The following is a 16,839-nucleotide window of genomic DNA, read 5'->3' as shown; positions in this document are numbered from 1 at the left end:
ACACTTTGGCTTAATTGACTTGGAAAAACCTATGCCCCAACTAACCGAGCCGTGCAACACTTTAAACGCTTGCTATGAACTAGACACTCAATGGCAGCTTTTTAAAACTAAGCCGGGGCAATTCACATCACCAAAAGAGTTATTCGACAGCCAATTAAATAGTATTGAAGCTATTGTGCCCGGCACAGTTGCAATGGCACTAAACCAGATAGAGTCAGCTCCCATTTGGGAACCTCACTTTAAATATGACGATCATGATTGGTGGTATTCAACCGAATTTAGTAGCCAGCCTGATCACAACTTTGAATATCTCCAGTTTTTAGGTTTAGCTACTTTGTGTGAAGTTTGGCTAAATGGCGAAATGATTTTGTCTAGCCAAAACATGTTTATCCAACACCATGTATTGATTAAAGAACGATTAAAAGCAAACAATCACTTAGCTATTTGCTTTCGTTCAGTCGAATCTTTTTTACAACAACGTCACCCACGACCTCGCTGGAAAACTAAGCTAGTTGATAACCAACATATGCGCTGGGTTAGACAAACAGTTTTAGGCAGAGTTGATGTTTGGACCCCCCCCTTTACTCCTATAGGTCCTTGGCGAAAGATTCAGCTTCAACCGAGCGCGCCATTAACACTTAGTGACTATAAGATACATGCTTTTAGTCACAATAACCAAGCCATGCTAAAGCTCGCAGCAAGGCTAGAGCTAAACCAACTGTCTAATACAAACTTGTCTGCCTACATTGAAATTAATGGTGCACACTATCCGTTGCAAATTTCACAGCATGATTCCTATGCTACACTTTCAATTGACACCCAAATTAACAATGCTGAACTTTGGTGGCCCCACACTCATGGCACACCACAGCTATATGAGTATCAACTCATTGTATCTACTGAACAGCAAAATATTTGTGTTAAACAAGGTCAACTTGGATTTAAATCTGTTGAACTGATAAGCAATCAATCCACGACTCAATTTAAACTTAACCATCAGCTAATATTTTGCCGTGGTACCTGCTGGACAGTCAGCGACTATTTTGGGTTAGACACTGACTTGCCTAGTCTTGAAAAGCATTTACAAATGTTAAAGCAGAGCGGCCTCAACATGATTCGGGTTGGGGGAACGATGATATATGAAAGTGATAATTTTTATCAGCTGTGCGACAAGCTTGGCATATTAGTTTGGCAAGACTTCATGTTTGCAAGTATGGATTACCCTACAGAAGATGCTAACTTTCAAACCAATATTGAAACTGAAACCTACCAACAAGTACAGCGGCTGTCGCAACATGCTTGCTTGGCTTTATTTTGCGGAAATACAGATATCGCCGCTCAAGCGGCAATGTTTGGAATGCCTGAACCACTTTGGAGTAATGAGTTTTTTGACACCTATTTACCCAAGGTCTGCAATCAGTTAGCTCAGTCTATACCTTATATTCCTTCGTCTCCTTCTGGTGGTGTATTACCTTTTCATCTCGACCAAGGTGTTGCTCACTTTTGGTCGGTGGGTGCTTACAGGCACCCAACAGAATCTAGCGATCAACATAGAATAAAATTTGCATCTGAAGGTATGGGTCTGCCACATATTCCCGAAGACGAAACTATCCAATTAGTTAGTGGTAAGCAAACCCTCTTCCCTTACAGTAACCAATGGAATCTGCGCACTCCCCGAGATCTTGGGGCAGGTTGGGACTTTGAAGATATTAGAAATTTTTATTTAAATGATATTTTTAAAGTGAATGCAAACGACTTAAAGCGGAGTCATGTCGACAAATTTATTGCGCTTTCGCGCGTGGTTACTGGAGTAGCAATTAGTCGAGTGTTTCGTCAATGGCGAAAATTTGATAGTGACTGCAACGGTGGTCTCATTTGGTTTAATAAAGATTTTTGGCCGTGCGCCGGATTTGGCATTATTGATAGTCAAGATATTCCTAAAGCTAGCTACTTCCAATTACAAAACGTATGGGCAAGCCGCGCGGCTTTAATCACCAATGAAGGCTTAAACGGTGCTTTTGTCACACTGATTAATGAGCATCCCAAGAAGCTTAAGGGTAAACTAAAAATCAATTTAATTAAGTATCCTAATACTAGCGTTGCGCAAAGCGAAAAAACCATCAATGTAGATCCAAATGAAAAACTAAAAGTCAGTGTAGAAGAAGCTGTCGGCGGATTTTACGATACTGGTTATGCTTATCGATTTGGCCCCCCTCAATTTGATATTATTCATTGTGAGCTACTAGATTGCGAACAAAATGAGCTATGCATTCATCAAGATTATTTATTCACTCACGATCAGCTTTTACCAGAGATAAGCGAGCCAAACGTAAGCGCAACTGCTACGGTTATTGACGAGAACAAGCTGTTATTAACCTTAAGTGCGAGCGTATTTATGCAATACGTGCGGATAAAAGTGAAAGGTTACTCACCACAATGTAACTATTTTCACTTAGCCGCTAACCGCCCCATCAAAGTTATGCTGAATGCCAATGACAACGCCACAGCTCGCTTTAGAGGAGAGGTTTCTGCGTTAAACTTAACTTCCACCTTCCCTATTACTTTACAAGAAAACGATTAGTACTTTATGCAGCCAAACCCGTTAGATTCGCTCAAACAAGTGAAACGCAAAGCTATTTGGATTAACCAAGGCGACCAAGCGGTTTATACCACTTTACACCTACCACTAGGCTCTCCCGAGATAAGTTCTACGGGAGTGATTATTTGTCCACCTTTTGGCTATGAATACACTCATTCGCAGCGCAGCTTACGCAGTTTAGCAGACCAATTTGCTAGCCAAAATTTTGCCAGCCTAAGGCTCGACTACAATGGCACAGGCGATTCATTTTCTGATTTGTTGCAAGCGGATCGAGTGACAACCTTCATTGATAATATTCAACAAGCGGTTGATTGCTTAAAAACAAACCTAGGGGTTACCCAAATAGCTTTAATCGGACTTAGACTAGGCGCGACTTTAGCCGCTGAGTTGGCCACTAAGCTGTCTATTGAGCATTTAATATTATGGGCACCTTGTGTTAAAGGTAAAGCCTATGTGAGAGAACTACAAATCGCACAAAAATTGGCAAGTCACCAGCAAAAGCCAAATGAAAAGGCTGATTTTATTGATAGTGGTGGCTTTATTCTTTCACAACAAACAGCTGACGATATAAGCCAATTAAATTTACTCAAAATGGCACAATTAAAGTCTCAAAGTGTACTCATAGTCGATAGAGAAGAAGCGCCCAGCGCACAAAAACTTAGCTCTCATATTAGCCAATTACTGCCCGGCAAAGTAACCTGCCTACGCTCGCGCGGATTTAATGAAATGATGGCTGAGCCGCAGAATACTCAAATTCCTTATCAAACTATCGACTCAATTCAAGGTTGGTTAAAACAACACTGTCATGCTGCGACAATTGCTCTTAACCCGCAGTCTATAGACAGTTTTTCAGCTGTCAATTCGAGTCCAGATAAAGCTTTTAACGAGCAAATCATCGTTGAGCCAAGCAACCAATTAGTCGGCATATTAACTCAACCTGCAACCTCATCAACAAATGACACAGTCGTCTTGCTAGCAAACTCTGGTTCGGTTCACAAAGTCGGTCCTAATAGAATTTATACTGAGCTTTGCCGGTACTTGGCAGCTCAAGGTGTTCATATCGTCCGTTTCGACTTAAGTAATTTAGGTGACAGTTTAAACGCTGACTCGCGCGACGAAAACGATCCCTATCCACTTTATTCAACCCGTGATATAGCAGCATTTTCGCAGCACCTTGTTGCTACCTATGGGTACTCCTCAATTCACCTAGCAGGATTGTGCTCTGGCGCTCACAATGTTTTGCACAGCGTCCTTGAGTGTTCTAGCATTCCAGTTTCAAACATTACCATGATTAACCCACTGGCCTTTTATCGCCGTAAAGGAGCAGAGGTTTATAATTTTCAAGATCAAAACATGGCTACTGAAATGCTCCAATATCGGCAAAGTATTTTTAGCTTAAGTAAGTGGAAAAAGATTATCTTTGGACAAAGCAACTTTTTACATCTGCTCAAATTTGTATTGCGGGGAATAAGCCGATTGGCTACTAGCCCTGCACGCAAACTAAAGCGACTATTTAAGGGCGTTCCGATTACCCAACTAGATAAAGACTTAAGCAAATTAGCACAACAAAAAATAAAGCTGAATGTCATTGTTGCTTCTAAAGATCCAGGCAAGGCACTAATTAAAAGCGAAGCGCCAAGCCAAGTCCCACAGGGAATTAAATCTGGCGACATTGAGTTTTATGATGTTAAAAACGCCGATCATACTTTCTCCACTTTTGAGAGTCGGCAGGAGTTTTATCGTGTATTTAGCCGCATACTAAAATCAGAATAAGTCAGCCGAATTACTTCAGCTGACTTATTTCATGAGTTTTTACTATGGATTATTGTTTTTCAAATATTAGAATAAATTTATCGGTTTTTTTGAAAACACTTGGCTCCCAAATATTGAGAGTTTTAGAGTCATTAGGATTAGCTAATAAATTAGAGCGACTAGCTAATTGGTAGCCATTATCAGCAAAGACTTTAACCACATATTCTGCAGCAATTCGATGAGTTTTGCTGGTTTGCGAATAACCGCTTCCATTCGGGGCACTATGATCAACAACAAAAACTCTACTTCCGGGTTTAACGGCTTTGTCTAATTCTGTAAAAAATGCCTGTGCATTCTGCAGTGCATCATCGCTGGTAAAAAGATCATGAAATACTTTAGATACCAATACAAAATCTACCGCTTCAGGTACTTTAAATTGAGTTAAGCTGCCAACTAATGGAGAAACATTCGGCAGCCGATTATTAACAAAGCGGGCTGTGGATTTTTCAACGTTTTTAGGTTTATTATGCAAATAAACGTGTCCGCTATCGCCAACCATATAGCTCATTAGCTCACTAAAATAGCCCGTACCAGCATAAATATCTAATACTTTCATCCCTGGCTTTAAATCCATAAGCTTGAGCATTTCAACTGGTTTAGACTGGCTATCTAGCTCAACATCTTTAGGAGGACGTTCAGGATTAAAGACAGCTTCCTCAAACTTGTTTTTAGGAACCGGTTTGGGTTCTTCCGCACAACCGACCAAAACCACACTTAATGTCAGCAGCGAAAAACTCACCAATAATTTTAAAATATTCATTTTTTTCAATCCTTTAAGTCATATTTTATCAGCAATAAGGGAAATCTATTCGGGGCTAACATTAGCATATAAAATGGTCATTTGTCATGAAAGAAGTCCACCTTTAAAGCACATCAAATGTTGATTTAACCTATACATTTGGACGCTTTTAACATAAGCTATCGGAACTATTTAAAACGCCTCATTCGGCGGAGAATTATTTAAATATCATCATGGAAAGATAACAACAATGAACCTCAATATACTTCTTGTCGTAAGCCTCATTGGTGTTGCTTATAGCTATTTTATTTACCCAATAATTTTATTATTGCTACCTAAAAGGCAAGCCAGCACAGGCGCTACAGTTGATGATTCAAGCTTACCTTCAATGACGTTTATTATTACGGCATTTAATGAAGAGTCACAAATAAAGTCAAAATTAGAAAATACCTTAGCTGCCCAATACCCTCAAGAATTACTCGAAATATTGGTCGCTTCAGATGGCTCTACCGATAAAACCAATCAAATAGTGACGGATTTTGCCTCGCAAGGGGTGCGCTTGGTTCATGTTGCTGAGCGCAAAGGTAAAGAAAACGCCCAAAAGTCAGCGATTCAAGCCGCACAAGGTGATATTTTAGTTTTCTCCGACGTTAGTACTAAAATTGAGCCGCATGCACTAAAGGTTATCGCTAACGCATTCCAAAATCCAAAAGTTGGTGCCGTTTCAAGCGAAGATCGCTTTATTTCAGAAGATGGGACAATTGCCGGCGAAGGAGCCTATGTTAAATACGAAATGTGGCTACGCCAACAAGAAGCTGCAGTAAATACCCTAGTTGGGCTTAGCGGCTCTTTTTTTAGTGCTCGTAGAAGCATTTGTCAAACTTGGGATATTTCAGTCCCTAGCGACTTTAACACCGCAATTAACTGTTACTCCCAAGGTTACATCGCAATTTCCGAACCTAAAATGCTTGGCTTTTATCCTAATTTAAAAGATGAAACTAAAGAGTATCAGCGTAAAGTAAGAACGGTTATTCGCGGCATTGCTGCGCTGTTTGCTAAACCCAAATTTCTAAACCCATTCAAATATGGGCTTTTCTCGTTCCAGTTAATTTCACATAAATTAATGCGCTGGACAGTTCCTTGGTTTCTTATACTGTGCTTCATAAGCAATTTACTATTAGTTTCGCAACACAGCTTTTACCAACTACTAATGCTTGCTCAAGTAAGTTTTTATCTTGTCGCCCTATTAGGCTGGATGTCAGCAAAAGCACGTGCTTTTTCGCTCATAAAAATTCCCTATTTTTTTGTTCAGGTCAATTTAGCGATTGCTCATGCAACTCTACAATATATTAGTGGCAAACGAGTTACCGTTTGGGCGCCATCTAAGCGCTAACTAAGGCCGACCCTCTTATGTCAAAGCAATCCGTTTCTAATCAACCGCTCAAGGTATTACAAATTGCTTCTGGTGATCTGTGGGCGGGCGCAGAAGCGCAACTGTTTACCTTGTGTGATTCACTCAAGCACGACTTTTCCCAGCAAGTTTGCGTTATCTTACTCAACCACGGTGAGCTTGAAACTCGCTTAAAGTCAATCGGCATTAAAGTCTATGTTATAAACGAGAGTCAATTTAACATCGTAAAAATTATTCAGCGTTGCATTCGCATTATTAAAACAGAAAAGCCGCAAATAATTCACACACATCGATTTAAAGAAAACATTATTGGCGCAATTTCTGCTAAATTTTGTAATAGCATTGCAACACTACGTAGTTGTCACGGGCATGCTGAGCATCACTATGGTTTTCTTAAAGTTCATAAAAAGCTTTTAAACTTAGTTGAACTCTGGATGGGAGAATACTGGCAAAAGTATATAGTTGCTGTGTCTGAGCAATTAGCCGAAAGTCTGAGTCATCAGTTTTCTAAAGATAAAATTAAAGTTATCGAGAACGGAGTCAATACAAGAGCCATTGAAGCTTTTTTGCAATCGTATAATCCTCCAACAAAGCAACCTAAACGGGTAGCAATTGTAGGAAGGCTTGTGCCAGTAAAGCGAGTTGATTGCTTTATTGAGTTGGCGCATTATTGGCAGCAGAACCAGTCGAGCGAAGTTGAATTTATTGTATATGGTGACGGTCCATTGGCCCCTTTGCTTAAACAGCAAGCAAACGACTTACAACTCAACAATATTCAATTCGCCGGGCACACACAGGAAATATACGCGGCGATAGCATCACTAGATGCGCTAGTTATTGTTTCTGATCACGAAGGCTTACCCATGACTCTACTAGAAGCAATGGCAATTGGTACGCCAATTATGTCGGTAAAAGTCGGTGGAATTCCAGCGGCACTAAAGCAGGGTGAGTGTGGTCTATTAGTTGACTCACAGACTCCGCAAGTTTTGGCGCAAGGGCTAGATGAACTGCTTACTAACCAAACAGCCACACAAGCTAAAGTGTCCGCAGCGAAACAAAATATTGAGCTAAACTACTCTGCCAAAAACAACGCAGGGAAGTTTTTAAAGCTTTATGACTCAATGTTGAAGAACTAACGGAGCAACTACCATGAAAATAGCTCAGTTTATTGATACGCTAGGTGTTGGCGGCGCAGAAACAATGCTAATAAGGCTTGCCGAAGCCATACAGAAAAGTGATCATCAAGTGACTATTTTTCACTTTGGTAATCCCTATATCAGCGAAACAGCAGAGTCACTAAATATTGAACATGTCGTTATCCCTTATTTAACAGAATACAAATCGCTTAAAACCATTTTTCAATTTAGTCGGAATTTTTCACAGCTTTTAAAAGAACATAAAATTGATGTTCTCCATAGTCATTTGTACGGCTCTATCACTGGGGCTCTGTGGGGTTGTTGGCGCAATAAAATTCCACATATTGGCACATTACACGACAAATATATGGTAGAAGAGCGCGTTGGTAGAGGTTGTCTATTACGTATTGCGCAACAGCTCAATACACAACTCGTTGCTGTGTCAAAAGACATGCAGGCGTTTTACCATGACTATATTCCGCTCGCCAAAAAAATAACCTGCATCTACAACGGATTTGATCCTAAGCCATCACTCTTAGAGAGTAACCCTCAAGCCAGTATAAAGAATATTGGTGACCCCAATGCGACTAAAATTGTAAGTGTTGGCAGACTAATCCCATTAAAGCGACACAGTCATCAAATTCGTGAGCTTAGTCAACTTTTAAATACCAACCAAGCGGAACTTTTTATTGTTGGAGGTGGGCCAGAGTTTGAACGCCTACAACAACTCATTGTAGATTTAGATCTCACAGAAAAGGTATTTTTGCTAGGTGAGCGAGATGATGTTGAACAAATTTTACACGATGCAGATTTATTTATTTTAACCTCTGCAAGTGAAGGTTTGTCTTGTAGCATTATAGAGGCATTATCAGCAGGTTTGCCTTGCGTTGTTAGTGATGTTGGTGGCAATAGAGAACTCATTGAGCAACACGTTAATGGCTTCGTTTACCCCTTAGAAAATGAAGAATTACTTAGTGCCTATGTCTTAAATATTATTCAAGAACCCAAACAAGCTGCTGCAATTAGCATCGCTAATAAAGAAAAAGCCCAAGTCGTTTTTTCGGTTCAACAAATGTTGAATCAATATATTTCAGCATATCAACTCATTAGTCAGATAAAATAAAGAAAAAATTTATGAAAATTTTATGGTTATCTCATTTTATTCCGTATCCGCCTAAAGGCGGAGTATTACAACGCGGCTACCACCTAGTAAAGCAACTGGCAAAGTATCATGACGTCCATTTGCTTGCTTTTAATCAAGAAGATCTTATGAGGCCATTATTTCCAAGTGTAGAGCAAGGAGTTAATGAAGCCAAACAGCACTTATCAACTTATTGTAAATCCGTTAGTTTTGTCCCACTTCCTCTAGACAAAAGTCCATTAGCCAAAAAATGGATGGCTTTTAAAAGTCTGTTTGGGCACTCTCCCTATACGATGAACTGGTTATTGTCGAATGAGTACGCAGAAAAAATACAACAACTCATGGCGGAGCACGAATTTGACTTTGTTCACTTTGACACTATCAGCTTAGCCCCATTTAAAGTCCACTGTGGCAATGTAAAAACATCTCTTGACCACCACAATATTGAGTCACATATGTTAATTCGGCGCGCCTCAAAGGAACCTAATATTCTTAAGAGACTTTATTTTTTACAAGAAGGAAAGCGCTTAGAAAAATTTGAAAAATCATTTTGCCCCAAATTCGACTTTAACTTTACTTGCTCAGAAATTGACACCCAAAGATTACAAGAGATTGCACCAAATGCTAACTCCCATACTATTGCCAACGGAGTTGACACTAGCTATTTCGTTCCAAACCCAGAAATAGAAAAAGTTGACCGATTAATTTTTGTAGGCACTTTAAGCTGGTACCCTAATATAGAAGCGGTCAATTTTATCGCCAATGAAATATGGCCTGCGATTAAAGAAAAGCATCCCAACCTGCAAGTTGATATTATTGGGGCTAACCCACCTCAGTCTATTCTCGACTTAGCCCACCAAGATGATCGTTTTCACGTACATGGCTTTGTCGATGACATTTTACCTCTTTTACATCAAGCAAAGTGCTATATTTGCCCAATTAAAGACGGCGGAGGAACTAAGTTAAAAATTGTCGACGCGCTATCAATCGGCATGGCTATAGTCGCCGACGAAATTGCTTGTGAAGGCATTAATGTAAAAAACAATCAAAACGTATTGTTTGCACAAACCGCCAATGAGTATGTGGAACAAATTGAAAGTGTCCTTTTCAACAATGCTAAACGAGAAGGTCTTCAGCAGAATGCGAGGGAACTAGCTCTTGCAGAATACTCTTATGCTTCTATTGGTAAAAAGCTAGCAGAGCTTTTTAATCACTATGCAGGTGCGCAATAAAAATGTGTGGAATTGCCGGAATTATAACTCAAAACTTAGACTTGAACTTGCCACAATTATCCGCACAAATGGCGCGCTCGCTTGCTCACCGCGGTCCAGACGATAATGACTATTGGATAGAAAAAAACCTCACTCACTGCCAATTAGGTATGGTTCATACCCGCTTATCTATTCAAGATCTTTCGGCTCACGGACGTCAACCAATGCAATCAGCATCACAACGTTACTGCATTGTTTACAACGGCGAAGTTTATAATTTTAAACGTTTAAGAAGTCAGCTCGAATCTAAAGGCTATAGTTTTAGTAGTGGCTCAGACACAGAAGTTATTTTGGCAGCAATTGAAGCTTATGGGTTACACCAAGCGGTGGCGCTTTTCGAAGGAATGTTTGCTTTTGCATTGTGGGATAAAAAACATCAAACTCTCAGTTTATGCCGCGATAGACTCGGAGAAAAGCCTCTCTACTACGGCTGGTATCAAGACAGTTTTTATTGGACTTCTGAGCTTAAAGCACTACAGCAATTAGATAGCTGGAAGGCTCCCGTCAATCACGCTATTCTACCTCAATATCTAAAATATGGTTACGTTCCTCAGCCAGATTCAATCTACGAAAAACATTATAAATTGCTACCCGGAAGTATTTTGAGCTTTAGTTTAGAACAGCTGTTTAGCGCCAAATTTTCGCCTAAGACAGTACAAGATAAAGCCACAATCTGCCCTAAACCTTACTGGAATTTAGCGGATTTTACCTCTAAAGAAAACCGAAATACTCACTTAAGCTACGCACAAGCGGTTGAGTCACTTGATGAGCTTTTGAATCACGTTGTACAAGATCAAATGATCAGCGACGTACCTTTTGGCGCTTTTTTGTCTGGCGGTATAGATTCGAGTTTAACGACCTCAATCATGCAAGCGCAAAGCCAGGTCCCCATAAACACTTTTACCATTGGCTTTAAAGAAAAAGATTATAATGAAGCAGGGTTTGCAGCAGAAATTGCTAAGCATTTAGGCACCAATCATCATGAAATGATTATTGAATCGAAGGACTGCCTCAACTTAGTGCAAAACATTCCGCAAATAATGAGTGAACCTTTCGCAGACTCCTCCGTTTTACCTGCATATTTTGTTAGCAAAATGGCACGAGAAGAAGTCACCGTTGCGCTTTCAGGTGATGCCGGCGACGAATTATTTTGTGGCTATAATCGGTATACGCATACGGCTGAAATTTGGACAAAGTTAAACAGACTTCCCTACCCCATTAGGCAAGTTTTAAGTAAAACAATCTTGCTGTTTCCGCCGGCTATGTATGAAACTATTTATAATTTGCTCAGTAAAGCTTTAAGCAGCTCAAATAAAAATACGCGAGTTGGGTTAAAAATACAAAAGCTAGCCAAAATGCTAGCCAAGCGAGACTCTACAGAAATTTATGAAATGTTGATCGCTTATTGTCAGCCGGAAGATAGCATACCGCAAACAACAGCAACCTATTACAACTTGCTAGATAGCGACTTAATAGCAAACCTAGATTCACAAAACGACTTTATAGAAAAAGCGATGGCAGTGGACACTTTAACCTACTTGCCGGACGACAATCTAACCAAAGTTGATAGAACTAGTATGGCTTCTAGCTTGGAAACTCGCCTGCCGCTGTTAAACCATAAAGTGGTCGAGTTTGCTTGGACCTTGCCGCTTGAATTTAAATATCAAAATGGCGTTTCTAAGCGCATATTAAGAGATGTGTTATTTAAACGAGTGCCAAAAGCATTAATTGAACGCCCTAAAATGGGTTTCTCAGTGCCAATTGCTGACTGGTTAAAAGGGCCATTAAAACACTGGAGCGAAAGCTTGTTAATCGACCCTCAAAGCCATTCACATGGTTTGTTAAACCAATCCCATGTAGCTCAAATGTGGCAACAGCACCTGAGCGGCAAACGCGACAACTCTGCCGCGCTTTGGTCAATTTTAATGTTTCAGGCTTGGTATGCCAACCAAGCCAATTAAAATTAAAACTGCCCCTGACGAAAACTTAACGATTTAACACGCGCGAATAAAGCGCGTGTGTTTTGCGAATATATTCACTTAAGCAAAATTCAGCAGCAAGCCTTTGCTGAGCGCTTTCTCCCATACGCTCCCTTAACTCTGGCTGACTCATTAACTTAGATAGCGCTTGGGCGAGTGAGTCAACGTTTTCCGGTTCAAACAACAATCCATCGTGGCCATCTTGAATGACCGTAGGAATTCCACCCACGTTACTACCAACTCTCGCCTTGCGGCTAGCCATCGCTTCTAACAACACGCGTCCCATGGCTTCTGTTCTAGATGGTAAAACGAAGAAACCACACTCCCCCATTAACTGACGAACTTCTTTAGGCATGACCGGTTTACGGTATTCAATTTGGGGATGATTATCAATTTCTGCTAGCACTTCGTCGAGATTAGTAAACCAGCCAACGATAGTGAGCTTCCAAGAGGGATATTGAGTTGCGATCTTTTTAAAGGCCGCGATAAGAATATCAACACCTTTTAAATAGTAAGGGCTTCCAATAAACAAAACCTGATCTGTGTGCTTAATATATTGAAAACTTTCCAGTCCGCTATAGTCAAAAATGCGTTCGATGATATGGCTATGTTTATCAATACCAGTCCACTCAATTTGGTTGTCATATAACAAGCGAATTCCATCCGCTCGTTTTAACACAAATTTTTCCAAGCGCATAAAAACCCAGCGACGTAGTTTATTAATTAGAGTAAAACGGCTGCTGGCATGGTTTTCAATAGCGGTGAAATCGCCATTTACTTCGACTAATAATTTCACTTTATAAAGCTTTTTTAATATCAGTCCGATGAGACCTAACTTAATTGGATCATATGCAACGATCATTTCAATTTCTTGGGGCGTATTAACGCGACTTGCCAGTGCATTTTTACAGGCTTGATAAAACTGATAAGCTTTCTTAAACGGGTTTGCCGAAAATACAGGGTGCGCTTGATAATCAAAGTCACCTAATTTTCCAGTTTCGGCTTCTTCTCCAGTAATTACAATACAGCCAGAGTAATGCTCTGATAACGCTTTAAACTTTTCCATGTGGGTATACTGAAATGTCATTGCAGGCCCTGGAAACATCATCATTATACGCGGTTTATCCATTATTAATCCTTTATCACTTTAATGCTAAATGTATTGTTTTATTAAGTGCTTAACTAGAACAGCTCATACTATGGCTAAAACCAAGACGAATATAATGCCTGATAAATCAGCATAGTAGCCGAGAAACTCAATTTTGATGGAAGATCTTAGCATAATATGCTATTTTTCATGCCAAATTATTCTTCAAATTTAGCCAGTTTGGCCCTAATTTAAAGTCAACGTGAAGATTTAAAGTCAATGTGAAGATTTAAAGTCATCGAGAAGCGTTCTTAACAATAAAAAGAATAATTACCAGGCTTAATTGAATAAGGATTGTGCATTGAGACTAAAAGAACTAGATCTACTACGCTTTATTGCGGCCCTAAGTGTTGTGCTATTTCACTATGTCGCCTATTTTTCTGTCGACTTTCCCAAACAGCGTCCAATATTAGACAGCTTAGAAGTCATTACTCAATTTGGCTTTTTGGGAGTGCCTCTATTTTTTATGATTAGCGGGTTTGTTATTCTTGCTTCGGCTATGCACCGCTCCAATTTAGACTTTGCAATCGCACGATTTGCGCGGCTATATCCCGTATATTGGCTCTGCGTGAGCCTAACCGCTTTAATTGTATTTTTAGTCGATCACAAACCTATCGACTTACCGACTTACTTTGTGAATATGACCATGCTGCAAAGCTTTGTAGGCTTTGCCGATGTCGATGGCGTATATTGGACACTAGCAAAGGAACTCCAATTTTACTTTTGTATTTTTGCACTGCTCTCTTTAAATCTTATTTCACATGTTAAAAGCTGGCTAAGCGTTTGGCTTGTTGCAACTATCACATTCACTTTTTTTAAACAGCCATTCTTTATGGGCTGGTTTATCACTCCAGAGTATTCATCATTTTTTATTGCTGGGGTCTGTCTTTATATGCTTCAACAACAGCGCGATCTAGTATTTTATAATCTAGTATTAGTTCTTTCGCTACTACTTTCAGGGTATTGGATTTACCGCATGTCGCCTGAATTCTTATCCCACGCCACACAGCTCGAACAGTCGATTAGCGTTGCTATAGTCGCCATTTTATATTTAATATTTTGGCTTATCGCTGCAGGCAAATGGACTATGAGTAAAACTTCAAGCTGGATGACTTTAGGTGCGTTAACTTATCCGCTTTATCTACTACATAATATTTTAGGGAAAATAGCACTTAATTATTTAGCTCCGCTAATTGGCGAAGAGCTTGCAGTGTTATTAGTAACGCTCATTGCACTTTACTTATCTTATTGCGTTTATTACTACTTTGAACGTAACGTTGCTTCGCCACTAAAGAAATACTTAATTAATTTAAATAAATTTAAAGGATTTGGCGCTAACTCTACTCCCAATTAGCCTGTTAGAGCCGCTCAAAAAAAGATTTAGGAATGTTCGTGAGAAAGTTAAAACTTGTCATTTATTATATTGCCAAATATACGGGGCTATTTGCCCTAGCAAAATCTAAAACCAAAAATAAGCTGAGAATACTATGCTATCACGGTACATCTTTTCATCAAGAGCATAAAACATTCGACTGGCTTTTTATTAGACCGACGCTATTAAAGCAACGCCTTGAAACGATTAAAAAATATCAGCTGAACGTAGTTGGCTTAGATCAAGCCGTGGATATGTTAGAGCAAAATAAAATAGAAGACTACGCAACAGTAATTACGTTTGATGATGGCTGGAGCGGAATGTATAACCACGCGGCACCCATTTTAAAGTCATTTAATTTTCCGTGGACTTTATATGTCAGCAGTTACTACATGCAAAAGCAAACTATGGTATTCAATATTGTATTGCAACACCTCATTAGGAATGGAAACAAACAAACGGTAACCCTAAATGAGCCTTTCTGCGGCTTGCAAGGAGAGTTCGATTTAACCGGCCCCGTTATCCAAACCGCTTTTTATAAAGGGATAATTCAGTATGCTGATGCGCACCTAAGCGCTACACAGAAACAAGCACTGCTACCTCAACTAGACCAATTGCTTGATTCAGACTTATCAGAATTAATTCAGCATGACTGCTATCGCTACATTACCACCGAGCAATGTAAAGCCCTCTTCAACGATGGCGTAGATATTCAATTGCATACCCACAGACATATTTTTCCACCAAGCGACTATGCGACTGCTCGTAAAGAACTACTGGAAAACAAAGAAATTCTCGACGAGATTACCCAAACTGACACCCGGCATTTTTGTTACCCCAGTGGCGTCTATGGAGAAACAAGCTTTAAAGTCCTGAAGGAGTTTAACATTCGCTCGGCCACAAACTGTATGCCAGGGCTTAATGATAGTAGTACCCCCAAATTAATGCTACGACGCTTTCTAGATGGTGAAAACATAAAGCAAATTGAGTTTGAAGCTGAACTCTCGGGGTTTGCAGAATACTTTAGAATATTTCTTAATAAAGAACTCAGCTAACTGGCTTTAGCAATAAAAAAATTAATGGGATATAACAAGAATTATGAATCAATATATTAGAGGCTTAGATGGTCTACGTGCACTCGCGATAAGTTGGGTTATGTTTGGTCACGTATCAGCCTCTTTAGCGTATGAGCCAGCCTCAGCGATAGAAAAAGGAATGACTTTATTAGCCAATATGGGCTGGGTTGGGGTTCAGCTTTTCTTTGTCATCTCTGGTTTTTTGATTACCAAAATATTACTCGATAATAAAGGTAGCCCGCAGCAGTTAAAAAACTTTTATATTCGACGTAGTTTACGAATATTTCCTATCTACTATATTACCCTTGCATTTTTCTTTATTCTTTTACCCCTTTTCAACGCCGCTCCAACATGGATCCAAGAACCTATCGATCATCAGTGGTGGTTTTGGACATACATGCACAACTGGATAAGGCCTTATATGGGAGATTCAGGTTTTGGTCATCTTTGGTCATTGGCAATTGAAGAGCAGTACTATTTATTGTGGCCACTTTTTGTTATTTGGCTATCTCCCAAAAGACTTATTCAAATCTGCTTGCTACTCGTTGTTTCTGCGCCAATATTTCGCTATTGGTTTTTTTACCACTACCCAGAAGCCTGGGGCGGAATTGAAACCGGCGCAAGTGCCGCTTATGACTTTACGGTATCACGTTGGGATGCTATCGCACTAGGCTCACTGTTAGGCATTATATCTAAACAACCCAAACTAATAGAGCCGCTTAATCGCTATTGTGTATTCGCACTTAGCGCAGTGCTAGCTATCATTGCGATTCAAATTGTTATATTCCATCATTTTATTTCGGTCAGTGCCGGCGTCTCTTTATTAAACCAAACGACTGCAGCTTTGGCGTTCTTTCTAGTTGTTATTTTTGTGGTTGATCGCCAAACATCCCCATTAACCAAAGCTTTAGAATTTGCGCCAATTAAACTGGTAGGAAAATATAGCTATGCCATGTACTTATTTCATTTACCCATAATGATTTGTTGGAATAACTACTGGCAATTTGAAGCAGCCAACTACTCTGGTATCAAAATGGCAATGCTCGTTTTATTTAACTATGGCAGTGTATTCTTACTTACAATGATTCTAGCTGCAGCTTCTTGGGCTTTAATAGAGCATCCTTTTCTAAAGCTAAAAAAGCGCTACAGCTAATCG

Annotated in this window: 12 protein-coding genes; 10 read left to right on the top strand and 2 right to left on the bottom strand. The window is 39.7% G+C overall.

What is annotated here, in order from left to right; translation table 11 throughout:
* The first annotated feature begins 31 nt into the window (after positions 1 to 31).
* Both ACUR5C_RS01785 and ACUR5C_RS01780 read left to right on the top strand, forming a co-directional pair.
* Complete coding sequence (locus ACUR5C_RS01785; protein WP_454466632.1) at positions 32 to 2,581, top strand: glycoside hydrolase family 2 protein; 2,550 nt, start codon at positions 32 to 34, stop codon at positions 2,579 to 2,581.
* A gap of 6 nt (positions 2,582 to 2,587) precedes the next feature.
* The gene (locus tag ACUR5C_RS01780; RefSeq protein WP_454466631.1) at positions 2,588 to 4,372 is read left to right on the top strand and encodes a serine aminopeptidase domain-containing protein; all 1,785 of its coding nucleotides are present in this window, start codon (positions 2,588 to 2,590) and stop codon (positions 4,370 to 4,372) included.
* Positions 4,373 to 4,421: 49 nt separating this feature from the next.
* Here the strand turns inward: ACUR5C_RS01780 and ACUR5C_RS01775 are convergent, their stop codons facing one another.
* Positions 4,422 to 5,171 carry a methyltransferase domain-containing protein gene (locus tag ACUR5C_RS01775; protein WP_454466630.1) on the bottom strand — a complete coding sequence of 250 codons (750 nt, stop codon included), beginning with the start codon at positions 5,169 to 5,171 and terminating at the stop codon, positions 4,422 to 4,424.
* A gap of 229 nt (positions 5,172 to 5,400) precedes the next feature.
* Here ACUR5C_RS01775 and ACUR5C_RS01770 point away from each other — a divergent pair, with 229 nt between their 5' ends.
* Genes ACUR5C_RS01770 through asnB form a run of 5 tightly spaced genes read left to right on the top strand, consistent with a single transcriptional unit; the run spans position 5,401 to position 12,070 of the window.
* Complete coding sequence (locus tag ACUR5C_RS01770; protein ID WP_454466629.1) at positions 5,401 to 6,543, top strand: glycosyltransferase family 2 protein; 1,143 nt, start codon at positions 5,401 to 5,403, stop codon at positions 6,541 to 6,543.
* A 17-nt stretch (positions 6,544 to 6,560) separates the two neighbouring features.
* Positions 6,561 to 7,697 (top strand): glycosyltransferase, encoded by a 1,137-nt coding sequence (locus ACUR5C_RS01765; RefSeq protein WP_454466628.1) that lies wholly within the window; start codon positions 6,561 to 6,563, stop codon positions 7,695 to 7,697.
* A gap of 13 nt (positions 7,698 to 7,710) precedes the next feature.
* Positions 7,711 to 8,820, top strand: coding sequence for a glycosyltransferase (locus ACUR5C_RS01760; protein ID WP_454466627.1), 1,110 nt, complete (start codon positions 7,711 to 7,713; stop codon positions 8,818 to 8,820).
* 11 nt (positions 8,821 to 8,831) lie between these two features.
* Positions 8,832 to 10,070: a glycosyltransferase family 4 protein gene (locus ACUR5C_RS01755; protein ID WP_454466626.1), complete on the top strand. Its 1,239-nt coding sequence runs from the start codon at positions 8,832 to 8,834 to the stop codon at positions 10,068 to 10,070.
* Positions 10,071 to 10,072: 2 nt separating this feature from the next.
* Positions 10,073 to 12,070 carry an asparagine synthase (glutamine-hydrolyzing) gene (gene asnB / locus ACUR5C_RS01750; RefSeq protein WP_454466625.1) on the top strand — a complete coding sequence of 666 codons (1,998 nt, stop codon included), beginning with the start codon at positions 10,073 to 10,075 and terminating at the stop codon, positions 12,068 to 12,070.
* A 25-nt stretch (positions 12,071 to 12,095) separates the two neighbouring features.
* On the opposite strand, the gene ACUR5C_RS01745 is transcribed toward asnB, so the two are convergent.
* Complete coding sequence (locus tag ACUR5C_RS01745) at positions 12,096 to 13,217, bottom strand: glycosyltransferase family 4 protein (RefSeq protein ID WP_454466624.1); 1,122 nt, start codon at positions 13,215 to 13,217, stop codon at positions 12,096 to 12,098.
* Between the two features lie 319 nt (positions 13,218 to 13,536).
* Here ACUR5C_RS01745 and ACUR5C_RS01740 point away from each other — a divergent pair, with 319 nt between their 5' ends.
* Genes ACUR5C_RS01740 through ACUR5C_RS01730 form a run of 3 tightly spaced genes read left to right on the top strand, consistent with a single transcriptional unit; the run spans position 13,537 to position 16,836 of the window.
* Positions 13,537 to 14,589: an acyltransferase family protein gene (locus ACUR5C_RS01740; protein WP_454466623.1), complete on the top strand. Its 1,053-nt coding sequence runs from the start codon at positions 13,537 to 13,539 to the stop codon at positions 14,587 to 14,589.
* 38 nt (positions 14,590 to 14,627) lie between these two features.
* Positions 14,628 to 15,662 carry a polysaccharide deacetylase family protein gene (locus ACUR5C_RS01735; protein WP_454466622.1) on the top strand — a complete coding sequence of 345 codons (1,035 nt, stop codon included), beginning with the start codon at positions 14,628 to 14,630 and terminating at the stop codon, positions 15,660 to 15,662.
* Between the two features lie 43 nt (positions 15,663 to 15,705).
* Positions 15,706 to 16,836 carry an acyltransferase family protein gene (locus ACUR5C_RS01730; RefSeq protein ID WP_454466621.1) on the top strand — a complete coding sequence of 377 codons (1,131 nt, stop codon included), beginning with the start codon at positions 15,706 to 15,708 and terminating at the stop codon, positions 16,834 to 16,836.
* Positions 16,837 to 16,839 lie beyond the last annotated feature (3 nt).

This window comes from Aliikangiella aequoris, assembly GCF_053709105.1.
This window is presented reverse-complemented; position numbering and strand designations above follow the sequence as displayed.

Excerpts from the sequence above, each read along its gene's own strand:
- ACUR5C_RS01780 (WP_454466631.1), top strand. The coding sequence starts at position 2,588 with ATGCAGCCAAACCCGTTAGATTCGCTCAAACAAGTGAAACGCAAAGCT.
- ACUR5C_RS01785 (WP_454466632.1), top strand. The coding sequence starts at position 32 with ATGCCCCAACTAACCGAGCCGTGCAACACTTTAAACGCTTGCTATGAA.
- ACUR5C_RS01755 (WP_454466626.1), top strand. The coding sequence starts at position 8,832 with ATGAAAATTTTATGGTTATCTCATTTTATTCCGTATCCGCCTAAAGGC.
- ACUR5C_RS01775 (WP_454466630.1), bottom strand. The coding sequence starts at position 5,171 with ATGAATATTTTAAAATTATTGGTGAGTTTTTCGCTGCTGACATTAAGT.
- ACUR5C_RS01770 (WP_454466629.1), top strand. The coding sequence starts at position 5,401 with ATGAACCTCAATATACTTCTTGTCGTAAGCCTCATTGGTGTTGCTTAT.
- asnB (WP_454466625.1), top strand. The coding sequence starts at position 10,073 with ATGTGTGGAATTGCCGGAATTATAACTCAAAACTTAGACTTGAACTTG.
- ACUR5C_RS01760 (WP_454466627.1), top strand. The coding sequence starts at position 7,711 with ATGAAAATAGCTCAGTTTATTGATACGCTAGGTGTTGGCGGCGCAGAA.
- ACUR5C_RS01745 (WP_454466624.1), bottom strand. The coding sequence starts at position 13,217 with ATGGATAAACCGCGTATAATGATGATGTTTCCAGGGCCTGCAATGACA.
- ACUR5C_RS01765 (WP_454466628.1), top strand. The coding sequence starts at position 6,561 with ATGTCAAAGCAATCCGTTTCTAATCAACCGCTCAAGGTATTACAAATT.
- ACUR5C_RS01730 (WP_454466621.1), top strand. The coding sequence starts at position 15,706 with ATGAATCAATATATTAGAGGCTTAGATGGTCTACGTGCACTCGCGATA.